Origin of the sequence: Streptomyces graminilatus, assembly GCF_001418565.1 — a bacterium.
Classification (GTDB): Bacteria; Actinomycetota; Actinomycetes; order Streptomycetales; family Streptomycetaceae; genus Streptomyces; species Streptomyces graminilatus.
Genome location: NZ_LIQQ01000497.1, coordinates 1 through 14,150, shown reverse-complemented (window position 1 = coordinate 14,150; position 14,150 = coordinate 1). Strand labels below are relative to the sequence as shown.

Here is a 14,150-nt window from a genome sequence, read left to right as displayed (position 1 = left end):
CAGGTCACCACCCCACGGCCCCGGCTGTTCTCCCCCGTCCAGCCGGGGCTTTCGCGCGCCCGCGACCATTCCGACCCCACTCCGGGGACAGCCTGGACGATCCCCGACGCACCCGCGCCGACGGCCCGTCGTCAGCCGAGGTGAAGGCTGCTGAGGGCGGTGGTCCAGTCGGTGACTATGGCCCGCTGCGCGGCTGCGAGGCTTATCTGCCCTTTGCAGACCGCGGTGTGCAGCTTTGTCTCCACCGGGTCCTTCTTGTTGTTGATCCCGGAGCCCTTCCTGTGGCCGGGGTCGGCGGGCTCCACCCACAGGTTCCTCGGGTCGTTGGGGTCCCCGCCGAGCTGGAGGCTGATGAGGTGGTCGTACTCGGCGTCCCTCATGCTGCCGGTGAAGCCGTACGCGAGGGCGTTGGCCTTCTTCTCCTTGCCCGTCACGTACGTGGAGGGGCGCACCTTGGAGGTGTAGCCGCCCTTCGCGCATATCGTCGACCTCAGGTTCTGCTGCGTGACCGCCGGGGAGATCGCGCCCGGCGTGCACGCCGGGTCCTCCAGAGGCTCGCCGTGCTCGTACCTGTAGTGGCAGGAGCCCGCGGCCGGCTGCTGCTGCACCGCGTATTTCTTCTGCGGGCCCGCGCCCACCGCGATCGCCTTGCCCGAGCCGGCCGGCGGGGTGGTGCCCGGCGCCCCTGCTCCTGGACTCCGCGTACTGGACGGCGTCGACGTGCCGACATGGACGGACGAACAGCCCGCCAGCAGCAGGCAGGAGAGCAGGACGGGCGGCAAGACGGAGCGGGCAGAGCGCATGATGGATCCTCACAGGCAGACGGTGGCTGAGCAGATGCTCCCCCACTCCGATGTCGCCCTACCGCTCGGGGTACCGCGCGAAGACGCACCCGTGCCTTCCGAGACGGTGCCACGCGTCCGGCCCCCTGTCCAGACCGCGGCCGGTACCCGGACCGGCTCCACCGAAGCTTCTCCCGGAAGCCCTCGCCCATGCCTCCACGACCGGTTGCCCGCCCCTGCTGACGTACGCGTCAGCGCCTCGTGAACTGCGCCTGTCCGCCGACCACTTGCCGCATCGAGTGGTGATGACGCCGGGATTGGGGCACACGAGATGAGAACGGGCACGGCTCCGGGAGGTAGTGCGCGGGACGGCGTGGACATGCGGAAATTGAGTACCGGAAGCGGGCGAGCATCCCTACCCTCGGCCGCATGCGCCACGATTCCGCCCTGCTGAACGTCATCGATGTGGAAGCCACCTGCTGGGACGGACAGCCGCCGCCCGGCTCTGTGAACGAGATCATCGAGATCGGTCTCACCGTCGTGGACGTGTCGGCAGGGCGTCGTGTGTCCCGGCACCGTGTCTTGGTTCGCCCTGTCCGGTCGAAGGTGAGCGACTTCTGCACTGAACTGACCGGACTGACGCAAGCCGAGGTGGAACAGGGCGTCACCTTCGCCGAGGCATGCCGGATACTCGTCGAGGAGTACGAGGCCGGGGAGCGCCCCTGGGCGAGCTGGGGCGAGTACGACCGTCGGCAATTCGCTCGGCAGAGTCAGGCTGACGGGGTGGCCTACCCGTTCGGGTATCCAACGGAGCGCACCCACACCAACGCCAAGGCCGTATTCACCGCGGCCTACGGACTGCGCAGGAAACCCGGCATGCACCAGGCCCTGCGGACAGCCGGACTGCCACTCGAAGGACGCCATCACCGAGGCGAGGACGACGCGTGGAACATCGCCGCACTCGTCCTGGATCTGTTGGGCCGCGGGGCATGGCCCGCCGCCCGGCCGTGCACCGGTTGACGCCGTCGGAACTCGTGCACCCGGCCTGCCCCGGGTCACCAGTACATCCAGGTGCGCCGCCGTCTCATTGACGGCGAGCATCCGGTTGAAGCCGTTCAGGTCGGTGCAGGGGACCTTTCGCCTGGCCCACCCAACTCCCCCAGCACGGCGCTTGCGTTGTGCGTCCCTTCCCCGAGCGCCCGCCGCGTCTCGATCAGCCGTTCGTCGTGATGGGCAAGGAGTTCATGGGCCCGCGCGTGCACGCCGGCGCGCCGACCGGCCCGCGCGCGGGGAGCAGTTGGGCGTCGGCGAGTGCGGTCATCCGACGCGGTGAGTCGAGGGGCGGCAGAGCGTCCGCCCGACCCGGCAGGGGCGGACACGAGGGTGACCGGCCCGGCGTCCGCCGGACACGGCAGGGGCCGGCGCTGAGTCGGCCAGGCACGGCGGTCACCGGACACGACGGCCACCGGCACAGCCCCCGCCACGGCACGGCAGGGCACGGCAGGGCACGGGCACGACGGTGGCCGGACACGACAAACCCCCTGTCCACGGCAGGTCTGCGCACGAAATGCGGTTGCCCGGCCCGGACCCCGCTGCGAGAGTCGTGACCATGTCTGTCTTCTCCGCGTACGACGGAACCAAGCTGGCCTGCCGCGTCCTCGGAGAGGGACCGCCGCTCGTCTGTCTGCCCGGCGGGCCGATGCAGGACTCTGTCTATCTCGGGGACCTCGGCGGCCTGTCCGCGCACCGGCGGCTGATCATGCTCGATCTCCGGGGCACCGGCCGGTCGGCGGTACCGGAGGACCAGGCGTCCTACCGCTGCGACCGCCTCGTCGACGACGTCGAGGCCCTGCGCGAGCATCTCGGCCTCGACCGGCTGGACCTGCTCGGCCACTCCGCCGGGACCAATCTGGCCGTGCTGTACGCGGCCCGGTACCCCGAACGCGTCGGCAGGCTCGCGCTGGTCACCCCGAGCGTGGCGGCCGTCGGTGTCCAGGTCACCGGCGAGACGCGGATCGGGATCGCGCGGGCGCGCCGGGACGAACCGTGGTTCCCGGCGGCGTTCGAGGCCCTGGAGTCGCTCGTCGCGGGCCGGGCCGGTGCCGACACCTTCCAGGCCATCGCCCCTTTCTGGTACGGCCGTTGGGACGAGGCCGCGCGCGCCCACCGGGCGGCGGAGGACGGTCAGCGCAACGCCGAGGCCGCGGCCGTCTTCGCTGCCGAAGGTGCCTTCGACCCGGCCGCCACCCGGGCGGCCCTCGCCCGGCTCGCCGCACCGGTCCTCGTACTGGCCGGAGAGGTCGACCTCAACTCCCCGCCGCCCGCGATGGCCGAGCTCTCGGAACTGTTCCCCCACGCCGAGCTGGTCGTCCAGCCCGGCGCCGGACACTTCCCATGGCTGGACGACGCGCCCCGGTTCGTCGCGACCACCGAAGCCTTCCTGGGCTAGCGAACCACCACAGTCCGGAACCACCCCACTCCCCGAACCACCCCAGTTCCGAACCACCCCCGTTCCGAACCAGAACCCGCCCGAACCAGAACCGCCCGATCGAAAACCGCCCGATCGAAAACCGCCGGGACGAAAAACGCCCGTATGAACACCACCCGTATGAACACCGCTCGAATGGAGACCGCCCTGATGGAAACCGCGCGATTCCTGGAAATCCTGGACGCGGAGGGCCAGTCGCTGGCCGCCGCCGCCGAGCGGGCGGGGACCGACGCGAAGGTGCCGACCTGCCCCGGCTGGCAGGTGCGCGACCTGGTGCTGCACACGGGTGCGGTGCACCGCTGGGCCACCTCGTACGTCGCCGAGCGGCTCACGACGCCCCGCCCCCTCGGTGATCTGCCCGATCTCGACGGCGGCGCGCTGCTCACCTGGTTCCGTGAGGGCCATCGAACCCTCGTCGACACCCTCGCCTCGGCGCCCTCGGACGTCGAGTGCTGGAGTTTCCTGCCCGCCCCGTCGCCGCTCGCGTTCTGGACCCGCCGACAGGCCCATGAGACCGCCGTCCACCGGGTGGACGCCGAGTCCGCCCTGGGCGGTACGCCCACCCCGCTCGACCCGGACCTCGCCACCGACGGCATCGACGAACTCCTGGTCGGCTTCCACGCCCGCGCCAAGAGCCGGGTCCGCACGGACGAGCCCCGGACACTGCGGGTACGAGCGACCGACCGGGACGACGCGGTGTGGACCGTACGGCTGTCGGCACAGCCGCCGGCCGCCGAGCGGACCGCTGCCGGGGAGGGGCCGGAAGCCGACTGCGAGGTGAGCGGCCCGGCCGCCGATCTCTATCTGGCCGTGTGGAACCGGCAGCCGTTCCCCGCCGTGACCGGCGATCCCACGCTCGCCACGCTCTGGCAGGAGAAGTCCGGCGTGATCTGACACCGCCCCCACCCCCATCGAGTTTGTTGCATCAACATTAAATGCACCAGCACTCAATGCATGTGCATGTACTGTCTCCTTCATGACCTCTCCGCTCACCACACCCGCGTCCGACGGACGCTGGACCCCCCGGCTGTGGGGCACCCTGCTCGTGCTCTGCGCCGCGATGTTCCTGGACGCGCTCGACGTGTCGATGGTCGGTGTCGCGCTGCCGTCCATCGGCGCGGATCTCGACCTCTCCACCTCGACGCTGCAATGGATCGTCAGCGGCTACATCCTGGGATACGGCGGACTCCTGCTCCTCGGCGGCAGGACCGCCGACCTGCTCGGGCGCCGTCAGGTGTTCCTCGTCGCGCTCGGTGTCTTCGCGTTCGCCTCACTGCTCGGCGGGCTCGTCGACTCGGGGCCGCTGCTGATCGCCAGCCGGTTCGTCAAGGGGCTCAGCGCCGCCTTCACCGCCCCGGCCGGCCTGTCCATCATCACCACCACCTTCGCGGAGGGCCCGCTGCGCAACCGGGCCCTGTCCATCTACACCACCTGCGCGGCCACCGGCTTCTCCATGGGCCTGGTGCTCTCCGGCCTGCTCACCGAGGCGAGTTGGCGCCTGACCTTGCTGCTGCCCGCGCCGGTCGCCGTGTTCGCCCTGGTCGTGGGCCTGAAGCTGCTGCCGCGCAGCGAACGCGAGAAGGACCACAACGGCTACGACGTCCCCGGCGCGATTCTCGGCACCGCGTCGATGCTGCTACTGGTGTTCACCGTCGTCCAGGCCCCGGAGGTCGGCTGGGCCTCGGCCCGCACCCTGCTGTCGTTCCTCGCGGTAGCCGTGCTGCTGGCCGTCTTCGTCCGGGTCGAACGGCGCTCCGCCGGGCCGCTGATCCGGCTCGGTGTGCTGCGCTCCGGCCCCCAGATCCGCGCGCAGCTCGGCGCGTTGACACTCTTCGGCTCGTACGTCGGATTCCAGTTCCTGGTGACGATCTACATGCAGTCGCTGCTCGGCTGGTCGGCGCTGCACACCGCCCTGGCCTTCCTGCCGGCGGGGGCGATCGTCGCCCTGTCCGCGACGAAGATGGGCGCGATCGTCGACCGGTTCGGCACCCAGCGGCTGATCGTGGTGGGCTTCGCGCTGATGATCGCCGGGTACGCGCTGTTCCTGCGCGTCAGCCTCGACCCGAGCTACGCCACCCTCATCCTGCCGTCGATGGTGCTGATCGGCGGGGCCTTCGCCCTGGTCTTCCCCTCGCTCAACATCCAGGCCACGACCGGCGTCGACGACCACGAACAGGGCATGGTCTCCGGCCTGTTGAACACCTCGGTCCAGGTGGGCGGCGCGATCTTCCTGGCCGTCGTGACGGCGGTGGTCACCGCGGGCACCCCCGAGCACGCCTCACCGCAGGCCGTCCTCGACGCCTACCGGCCCGGACTGATCGTGGTGACGGGCATCGCCCTCGTCGGTTTGCTCGCCACCCTCCCGGGCCTGCGCACCCGGCGTCCGGGGCGGTCGGTCGTGGTCGCCAAGTCCCTTCAGCAGGAGGAGGAGGCGACCCGGCGCGTGGCGGCCCGCGACTGAGAATGAATCGTCAGCGTCCGTGCCCGGCCGGGATGGTTTGCCCGGCCGGGCATCCGCCTGTTTGACTCGGCGGATGGAAAATTACGGGGGACATGACATGGAACATCTGGGGCAGGGCCGCGTGCGGGGCACCCAGGCCCGGCGGGACGCGGTCACCGTGGAGATCGGATACGCCCTGTGCAGCGCCCTGTTCCTGGCGGCCGTCGTCTTCGGAGCCGTGGCCGGTCCGGCCTGGGTCTTCGAACTGTCCGACGGCGCACGGGACATACTCGTGGGCTCGGGCGCGACACTGGGCGCCGTCCTGTTCGCGGTGCGCGTGGTGAGCGTACTGAACCGCTTCGCCCGCGAGCACGACGGCGCCGGCCGGGCTCAGCCGAGCCAGCCCGGCCGCACCAACCCCGACTCGTAGGCCAGCACGACGAGTTGGGCCCGGTCGCGGGCGCCCAGTTTGACCATCGTGCGGCTCACATGGGTCTTCGCGGTGAGCGGGCTGACGACCAGGCGCCGGGCGATCTCCTCGTTGGACAGGCCGATTCCGACCAGCGCCATCACCTCCCGTTCCCGTTCGGTGAGCCGGGTGAGGGCGTCGGCGGCGGCCGGTTGTTTCGAACGGGCGGCGAACTCGCCGATCAGTCGCCGGGTGACGCCGGGTGAGAGCAGCGCGTCACCGGCGACCACCGCCCGTACGGCGCGCAGGAGTTCGTCGGGTTCGGTGTCCTTCACCAGAAAGCCGGAGGCGCCGCTGCGGATCGCCTCGAAGACGTACTCGTCGAGTTCGAAGGTGGTCAGCATGACCACCCTGACGTCGTACAGCTCCGGGTCGCCGGTGATCCGCCGGGTCGCGGCGAGACCGTCCAGCACGGGCATCCGGATGTCCATCAGGACGACATCGGGGCGCAGTTCGCGTACGCCGCGCAGTGCCTCCTCGCCGTCCGCGGCCTCCCCGGCCACCTCGATGTCGGGCTGCGCGTCGAGCAGCGCCCTGAACCCCGCGCGGACCAACGACTGGTCGTCGGCCAGCAGTACCCGGATCACCGGTCCTCCTTCACCTTCAGTGGCGGCACCTTGATCGGCAGCACCGCCAGCACCTGGAAACCGCCGTCCGCGCGCGGTCCCGCCTCGATCGTGCCACCGAGGGCGGCGGCCCGCTCCCGCATCCCGGCCAGCCCGTTCCCGCTGCCACCCGCGTCGGCGCCGGTCGCGGGCCCGTCGTCGTCCACGTACAGCCGCAGCACGCCGTCCGCCTCGGCGACCTCGACCCGCACGCGCGCGCGGCGCGAACCCGAGTGCCGTACGACATTGGTGAGGGCCTCCTGGACGATCCGGAAGGCGGCCAGATCCGCACCCGGTGACAGCTTCGGGGCCGTGCCGCGCACATCGACGGTCAGTCCGGCCCCGGCCGCCTGCTCCACCAGTTCGGGCAGCCGGTCGAGGCCGGGCGCCGGAGCGCGGGGCGCGTCCCCCGGCGTACGCAGCGTGGCGAGCACCTGCCGCACCTCCCCGAGCGCCTCCTTGCTGGCCGACTTGATGGTGGTGAGCGCGGTGCGGGCCTGCTCGGGGTCGGAGTCGAGCAGCGCGAGACCGACCCCGGCCTGCACGTTGATGACCGAAATGCTGTGCGCGAGTACGTCGTGCAGCTCACGCGCGATCCGCAGCCGCTCCTCGTCGGCGCGCCGCCGGGCGGCCTGGGCGCGCTCGGCGCGCTCCCGCGCCCACTGCTCCCGCCGCACCCTGGCCAGCTCGGCGACCGCGACCATGGCCACCACCCAGGCGGTGACCGCGAGCTCCTGCCCCCAGGGCGCGGCCTTGTCGTGGGCCGGCGGCAGCCAGCGGAACAGCAGATGCCCGATCAGTACGTGCCCGGCCCAGAGCATCCCTACGGCCGCCCAGGCCGCCCTGCGGTGCCCGGCGACGACAGCGCTGAAGCAGGCGAGGGCGACGGTCAGGAAGACCGGCCCGTACGGGTATCCGGCGCCGAGATAGATCATCGCGGCCGTTGCGGTGCCGAAGACGACGAGCACCGGGTGCCGCTGCCGCCACAGCAGCAGCACCGAGCCGACGACGAGCAGGACACGCGCGAAGAGGTCCAGGCCGGTGCGGTCGCCCGTCTGCTGGTGGGCGGCGAAGTTCGAGCCGGCGAGCACGAAGGCGGTCACCAGGAGGGTGGAACGCCAGGGCCATCGGCCGGCGCCGCCCGTCCCGGGCCGGTCCTCACCCTCCCGGTCCTCTCCGGCCCGGTGCTCCCGCCATGGCGGCGCGTGCCCCCACCACCGGGGCGGGCCTCCCCCGCGTCCGCGCTCCCGCTGCTCGTCCATGTCCGCCACGCTAGACGGCACCGCCCCACGACGGCGTCCGCCGGGCGAGGTGATCACCCGTACTCCCCGGGGAGTACGAGGCCCGTGGGCCGGCTCCCGGCCGCGCCCCTACGCCTTCTCGGGGAACACCAGGCCCACCTCGTGGCCGATCCGGCTCACGGCGTACCGGAAGAACGTCTCCCGGTCCTCCACCACGCGGTTGAACTGGCCGAACAGCTCGAAGCCGACCAGCCCGTACACCTGTGCCCAGGCGGCGACGAGCGCCATCGTCACCTCCGGCGGGAGCTCGGGGTCGAGGGCGGCGGTCAACCGCTCGGCCTCGGGGCGCAGTTCGGCGGGGATCGGGGTACGCGCCACGCCGACGGTCCGATGGGCGTCGCGCACGATGCCGGTCAGCAGCAGGCCGACCCGGGAGGCGGCCCGCACGGTCGTGTCGGGCGCCTTGTAGCCGGGGACCGGAGAGCCGTAGATCAGCGCGTACTCGTGGGGATGGTCCAGCGCCCAGACGCGCACCGCCTCGCAGACCGCGACCCAGCGCCGCAGCGGTGTGGTGTTCGCGGCGGTGGCGTGGGCGGTCTCGGCGGCCTCGCCCGCGGAGTCGTAGGCGTCGATGATGAGAGCGGTCAGCAGGTCGTCGCGGCTGGGGAAGTAGCGGTACAACGCGGAGGAGACCATGCCCAGCTCACGGGCCACTGCCCGCAGGGAGAGCTTGGCGGCGCCTTCTTCCGCGAGTTGTCTGCGCGCCTCGTCCTTGATCGCCGTGGTGACTTCCAGGCGGGCGCGGGCTCGGGCTCCTTGTGCAGTACTCATGGCTTCGAGTGTTCCACGCTTTCGGAGCAGTGCACACAAACCAGATCAGTGAACTAAAAAGAGAGCAGTGCTCTTGCTTTGGATCACCATTCTCCGGCAGACTGATCTCAAGCGAGAGCAGTGCTCTCGCAAGCCGCACCAACGCACTCGCAGTCACTGTCACTGTCACTGTCACTCATGCCACGATCTGCCGGTTTTCCCAGGAGGACACCATGTCGTCGTCATCCACCCACTACATAAAGCCCAAGGGATTCGACAAGACCATGAACGGGTTCGTCGGCTGGCTCGCCCGCCACGGCGTGAGCCTCATGGGTACCGCCGAACTCTCCGTGCGGGGCCGCAAGAGCGGCGAGTGGCGCCAGGTCCCCGTCAACCCGCTGCCCTACGAGGGCGGCCCGTACCTCATCTCGGCGCGCGGCCACTCCGAATGGGTGCGGAACATGCGCGCCGCCGGCGGCGGACAGCTCAAGGTGGGCCGCCGCGTACAGGAGTTCACGGCGGTCGAGCTGCCCGACGCGGAGAAGCCGGTCGTGCTGCGCACCTATCTCAAGAAGTGGGGCTGGGAGGTGGGGCGCTTCTTCGGCGACGTGAACGTGAACTCCACCGACGAGGAACTGCTCGCCGCCGCCCACAAGCACCCCGTCTTCCGGATCACCGTCAAGCCGTGACGGCCCGGCAGGACCTGGACGACGGGGCCTCAGGGCCTGTACGAACCAGGCCCAGGGCCGCTGTGAGGGAGGCTCAGGGCCGGTCGAGCACGGTGAGGGCGCGCCCCGCCAGGGGGTGGGTGCGCACCAGCTCGCCCAGTGAGGTGGAGCCCCGGGTGATGTCCCGGAAGGCGCTCCACGCGGGACGGAAGCCGGTCAGGGCGGCGTGGAACATGCCGGGGCGCCGCTCGAACGCCTTCAGCATGCTCCGGCCGACGGCCATCTCCACGCCGAGCCCGGCCTTGATCGCGAACGCGTAGTTCAGGGCCTGGCGGCGCGTGTCCACGGCGTCGTGCGCCTCCGCGATCCGTACCGCCCACTCCCCCGCGAGCCGCCCCGAGCGCAGCGCGAACGAGATGCCCTCGCGGGTCCACGGCTCCAGCAGGCCCGCCGCGTCCCCGCAGACCAGCACCCGGCCCCGGGAGAGCGGCGAGTCGTCGGCGCGGCAGCGCGTCAAGTGGCCGGAGGAGATGCTCGGTTCGAAGCCGGCCAGCCCCAGCCGGGCGATGAAGTCCTCCAGATACCGCTTGGTGGCCGCACCCTCACCGCGCGCGGAGATCACGCCCACCGTCAGCGTGTCGCCCTTGGGGAACACCCAGCCGTAACTGCCGGGCATGGGGCCCCAGTCGATGAGCACCCGCCCCTGCCAGTCCTCGGCGACGGTCTCCGGCACCGGGATCTCCGCCTCCAGGCCGAGATCCACCTGGTCGAGTTTCACCCCGACGTGTGCTCCTATGCGGCTGGCGCTGCCGTCCGCGCCCACCACTGCGCGCGCGAGCACGGTCTCACCGCCCTGCATGACGACGGCGACCGTACGCCGGTCCGGCACCGCCGAGCCGTGCTGCTCGACCCGCGAGACCGCGACGCCCGTACGCAGTTCGGCGCCCGCCTTCTGGGCGTGCTCGACGAGCTGCTGGTCGAACTCGGGCCGGTTGATGAGGCCGAACAGCATCTGCCGGGACCGGCGGGTGCGGGTGAAACGGCCGTTGTTGGAGAACGTGACCGCGTGCACCCGGTCTCTGAAGGGCAGTTCGAAGCCGGGCGGCAGCGAGTCCCGCGAGGGGCCGATGATTCCGCCGCCGCACGTCTTGTAGCGCGGCAGTTCCGCTTTCTCCAGCAACAGCACACTGCGGCCCGCGACCGCCGCCGCATACGCGGCCGAGGCCCCCGCGGGTCCCGCGCCCACCACAACGACGTCCCACACCCGCGCCACGTCGTCCGCCGAAGAGTTCTCGCTGCTCACGATGGTCTGCTGCTCCTGATCCATCCGCCTGCCGCACCTGTCCCCCGCATCCTACGGCGGGCGTCGCCACAGTCCGCTGTGGGAGGATCACGGGACCTCTCCGGTACAACGTCGCACCCACAAGGAGCGTGCCCATGTCCTCGAATCCGGTCGCCGAGACCGTCGCCTCCCTCATGCCGAGGGCCCGGGCGGAGCTCACCGAACTGGTGGCGTTCAAGTCGGTGGCGGACTTCGAGCAGTTCCCCAGGAGCGAGAGCGAGGGCGCCGCGAACTGGGTCGCCGACGCGCTGCGCGCCGAGGGCTTCCAGGACGTGGCCCTGCTCGACACTCCGGACGGCACCCAGTCGGTGTACGGCTTCCTGCCGGGCCCCGAGGGCGCGCGGACGGTCCTCCTCTACGCCCACTACGACGTGCAGCCGCCGCTGGACGAAGCCGCCTGGACGAGCCCGCCGTTCGAGCTGACCGAGCGCGACGGCCGCTGGTACGGGCGCGGTGCCGCCGACTGCAAGGGCGGCGTCATCATGCATCTGCTCGCGCTGCGCGCCCTCAAGGCGAACGGCGGCGTCCCGGTCAACGTCAAGGTGATCGCCGAGGGTTCGGAGGAAATGGGCACCGGCGGTCTCCAGCAGTACGCCGAGGCGCACCCCGAACTGCTCACCGCCGACACCGTCGTCATCGGCGACACGGGCAACTTCCGGGTCGGTCTGCCGACGGTCACCTCGACGCTGCGCGGTATGACGATGCTGCGGGTCCAGGTCGACACGCTTGAGGGCAATCTCCACTCGGGCCAGTTCGGCGGGGCCGCGCCCGACGCGCTGGGCGCGCTGATCCGCGTACTCGACTCGCTGCGCGCCGAGGACGGTTCGACGACGGTCGACGGGCTCACCGGCGAGGCGTCGTGGGACGGACTCCAGTACGACGAGGCGCAGTTCCGTAACGACGCTCATGTGCTGGACGGGGTGGAGCTGATCGGCTCCGGCACGGTCGCCGACCGGATCTGGGCGCGCCCGGCGGTCACGGTCCTCGGCATCGACTGCCCGCCGGTGGTCGGCGCCACGCCGTCCGTACAGGCGAGTGCCCGCGCGCTGGTCAGCCTGCGGGTGCCACCGGGCGTGGACGCGCCGGCCGCGACCAAGCTCCTGGAGGCGCATCTGGCGGCGCACACGCCGTGGGGCGCGCGGGTGAGCACGGAGCAGATCGGCGAGGGCCAGGCGTTCCGCGCGGACACCGCCAGCCCGGCGTACGCGGCGATGGCGGAGGCGATGGCGGTCGCGTATCCGGGCCAGGAGTTGCAGTACGCGGGCCAGGGCGGCTCGATCCCGCTGTGCAACACGCTCGCGTCGCTCTATCCGCGGGCGGAGATCCTGCTGATCGGCCTGAGCGAGCCGGAGGCGCGGATCCACGCGGTCGACGAGAGCGTGTCCCCGGAGGAACTGGAGCGTCTGTCGGTGGCAGAGGCCCTGTTCCTCCGGAACTACGCCGCGTCCTGACCCGACCGGGATCCCCTGCTCCTGCTACTCCTCGGCCGGTCCCACCGCCACCCCCGCCTCCAGATAGAGCGCGGCGCCCTGTTGACGCGCCCGCAGGGCGCCGCGCAGCCGCTCGTAGCGGACGGGAGGGAGCAGGCCGGCTGCCTCCTCCTCGCTGACGAAGCGCCAGCCGCGCAGTTCGGGTCCGGGCAGCAGCAGCCGTCCGGCCTCCGCGCTGTCGAGCCGCCCGCCGTCGAAGAGCAGGCGCAGTCCGCCGTATCCGGGCGGCGCGGGCGGCTCCCAGTCGATGACGAGGAGCCGGGGTACGTCGGTGAGGTGGATGCCCGTCTCCTCGGCGACCTCGCGGATGCCCGCGCGCGCGGGTGCCTCGCCCCTCTCCACGACCCCGCCGGGGAACTCCCAGCCGGCCTTGTAGGTCGGGTCGACGAGCAGGACCCGGTCCTCCTCGTCGAAGAGAAGGACCCCGGCGGCCACCGTCTCGCCGGTGGGCTCCGGGGTCTGCACGATGTCGCACACGGGCGCGGTCCCGGTGCCGACGGCCTCGGCGATCCGTACGGCCGTCTCGTACGGGGTGAGGGCGCTGGTGTCGACCGGGTGGGCGTCGGCGGTGAGCCAGGAGGCGAGCGCCGCTCGGTACGGCTCGATCTGGTCGTACGACCACTGCCGTACGCGTATCTCTCCGTCCGGGAGGTCCGGGGGGATCTCCCGGGTGGCTATTCGCTCGCGCAGTATCGTTTCCGCCGGGGTGAGGAGCACATGCCGGACCGCGATCCGGCGGGCGGCGAGACCGCCGAAGATCTCGTCGCGGTATTCCTGGCGGAGCAGTGTCATGGGCACCACGAGGGTCCCGCCGAGCTCGGCGAGCATGGCGGCCGCGGTGTCCACGACGAGCCGGCGCCAGATCGGCAGGTCCTGGAAGTCGCCGACCTCCGCGAGGCGCTTGGGCGGCAGCAGATGCATGAGCGTGCCGCCGATGACCTCGGGGTCGAAGAGCGTGCTGTTCGGGATCAGTTCGATCAGTTCCCGTGCGGTGCTGGTCTTCCCCGCACCGAACGCGCCGTTGACCCAGACGACGATCACATTTCCCCCTCTTCTGTTGGACCCCTGAGGCTTGCCCGTTCCACCCTGCCACGGAAACCAGATCCCGTTGAGGCCGCCGACACAGTGGCGCCGGTGCCCCGTCACGCGGGACACCGGCGCCACTCGGTCACCTTCCGGCTCGTCAGCCGGCGGTGCCGCCGCCTCCCAGCGCGTTCTCGTCCATGGCCAGGCTGTCGCTGGCGACGGTGTGGTCGAGAGCGCTGAGCGTGTCGTCCACGCTCAGATCACCGAGGGCGTCGGCCCCGAGACCGTGGGAGGGGGTGATCGCCGCGACGACGAACCCGGTGGCGAGGGAGGCGATGGCGAGCATGCTGCGCTTCTTCATGCCCGGTTCAACTGCCGAACCCGGCCGGGGGTCACGGGGTTCGCACGCGATGTCGTATTCCCGGCGGCGTGTCGTCGTCCCGCACCTGAGAAGCGTCCCCGAACCAGCGGGGCGACCGCGCTCTCAGACGCTCGCCTCCGCCGTGTCGTCCGCCCTGCGCGTCAGCGCCGCCGCGGCCGCGCCGACCAGGCCCGCGTCCGTGCCCATCTGCGCCGGTACGATCTCCAGCCGCTGGACGAACGACAGCGTCGCGTAGGTCTTCAGGGCCGTACGCAGCGGTGCGAACAGCACTTCGCCCGCCTTGCCCACGCCACCGCCGATCACGGCTACGTCGATCTCCACCAGGGTCGCGGCGGGCATCGCCGCCACCGCGACCCTGGTGGAGCTCGACGTAGCCGTGATCGGCGGTGGCGTGGGCAAGGCGGGCG

At 71.4% G+C, this 14,150-nt stretch carries 15 protein-coding genes; 7 read left to right on the top strand and 8 right to left on the bottom strand.

Features of this window, described 5'->3' with window-relative positions:
• Positions 1–131 precede the first annotated feature (131 nt).
• A complete protein-coding gene (locus tag AOK08_RS34075; protein ID WP_241827207.1) occupies positions 132–803 on the bottom strand; it encodes a hypothetical protein in 672 nt (223 codons plus the stop codon).
• Positions 804–1,211: 408 nt separating this feature from the next.
• Here AOK08_RS34075 and AOK08_RS34070 point away from each other — a divergent pair, with 408 nt between their 5' ends.
• The 5 genes from AOK08_RS34070 to AOK08_RS34050 all read left to right on the top strand — a co-directional run bounded on the left by AOK08_RS34070 (position 1,212) and on the right by AOK08_RS34050 (position 6,140).
• Entirely contained in the window at positions 1,212–1,802 is a 591-nt protein-coding gene (locus AOK08_RS34070; RefSeq protein ID WP_055533196.1) for a 3'-5' exonuclease, read from the top strand.
• 589 nt (positions 1,803–2,391) lie between these two features.
• A complete protein-coding gene (locus tag AOK08_RS34065; RefSeq protein ID WP_055533219.1) occupies positions 2,392–3,231 on the top strand; it encodes an alpha/beta fold hydrolase in 840 nt (279 codons plus the stop codon).
• Between the two features lie 189 nt (positions 3,232–3,420).
• Entirely contained in the window at positions 3,421–4,164 is a 744-nt protein-coding gene (locus tag AOK08_RS34060; RefSeq protein WP_055533217.1) for a maleylpyruvate isomerase family mycothiol-dependent enzyme, read from the top strand.
• 82 nt (positions 4,165–4,246) lie between these two features.
• Positions 4,247–5,731 carry an MFS transporter gene (locus AOK08_RS34055; protein WP_055533194.1) on the top strand — a complete coding sequence of 495 codons (1,485 nt, stop codon included), beginning with the start codon at positions 4,247–4,249 and terminating at the stop codon, positions 5,729–5,731.
• A 73-nt stretch (positions 5,732–5,804) separates the two neighbouring features.
• On the top strand, positions 5,805–6,140 hold the full coding sequence (locus AOK08_RS34050) for a DUF6332 family protein (protein WP_198539476.1): 336 nt from the start codon (positions 5,805–5,807) through the stop codon (positions 6,138–6,140).
• Here the strand turns inward: AOK08_RS34050 and AOK08_RS34045 are convergent.
• From AOK08_RS34045 to AOK08_RS34035, 3 genes are all read right to left on the bottom strand, one after another.
• Entirely contained in the window at positions 6,101–6,766 is a 666-nt protein-coding gene (locus AOK08_RS34045) for a response regulator transcription factor (protein WP_055533190.1), read from the bottom strand. The two genes, AOK08_RS34050 and AOK08_RS34045, sit on opposite strands and share 40 nt — an antisense overlap.
• Entirely contained in the window at positions 6,763–8,046 is a 1,284-nt protein-coding gene (locus tag AOK08_RS34040) for a sensor histidine kinase (RefSeq protein WP_107101119.1), read from the bottom strand. Before AOK08_RS34040 ends, AOK08_RS34045 begins: the two co-directional genes overlap by 4 nt.
• Before the next feature lie 108 nt (positions 8,047–8,154).
• Entirely contained in the window at positions 8,155–8,856 is a 702-nt protein-coding gene (locus AOK08_RS34035) for a TetR/AcrR family transcriptional regulator (protein ID WP_055533186.1), read from the bottom strand.
• Between the two features lie 212 nt (positions 8,857–9,068).
• On the opposite strand from AOK08_RS34035, the gene AOK08_RS34030 reads away from it, so the two are divergent.
• Entirely contained in the window at positions 9,069–9,524 is a 456-nt protein-coding gene (locus AOK08_RS34030; RefSeq protein WP_055533184.1) for a nitroreductase family deazaflavin-dependent oxidoreductase, read from the top strand.
• A gap of 73 nt (positions 9,525–9,597) precedes the next feature.
• Here AOK08_RS34030 and AOK08_RS34025 read toward each other — a convergent pair whose 3' ends face one another.
• A complete protein-coding gene (locus AOK08_RS34025) occupies positions 9,598–10,806 on the bottom strand; it encodes a geranylgeranyl reductase family protein (RefSeq protein WP_055533215.1) in 1,209 nt (402 codons plus the stop codon).
• Positions 10,807–10,940: 134 nt separating this feature from the next.
• On the opposite strand from AOK08_RS34025, the gene AOK08_RS34020 reads away from it, so the two are divergent.
• On the top strand, positions 10,941–12,296 hold the full coding sequence (locus AOK08_RS34020) for a dipeptidase (RefSeq protein ID WP_055533182.1): 1,356 nt from the start codon (positions 10,941–10,943) through the stop codon (positions 12,294–12,296).
• A 24-nt stretch (positions 12,297–12,320) separates the two neighbouring features.
• Here the strand turns inward: AOK08_RS34020 and AOK08_RS34015 are convergent, their stop codons facing one another.
• The 3 genes from AOK08_RS34015 to AOK08_RS34005 all read right to left on the bottom strand — a co-directional run.
• Positions 12,321–13,376 carry an NUDIX hydrolase gene (locus AOK08_RS34015; RefSeq protein WP_055533180.1) on the bottom strand — a complete coding sequence of 352 codons (1,056 nt, stop codon included), beginning with the start codon at positions 13,374–13,376 and terminating at the stop codon, positions 12,321–12,323.
• Between the two features lie 142 nt (positions 13,377–13,518).
• Positions 13,519–13,722 (bottom strand): hypothetical protein, encoded by a 204-nt coding sequence (locus tag AOK08_RS34010; RefSeq protein ID WP_055533178.1) that lies wholly within the window; start codon positions 13,720–13,722, stop codon positions 13,519–13,521.
• 123 nt (positions 13,723–13,845) lie between these two features.
• On the bottom strand, positions 13,846–14,150 hold a 305-nt coding region (locus AOK08_RS34005), incomplete at its 5' end, for an ROK family protein (RefSeq protein ID WP_241827206.1).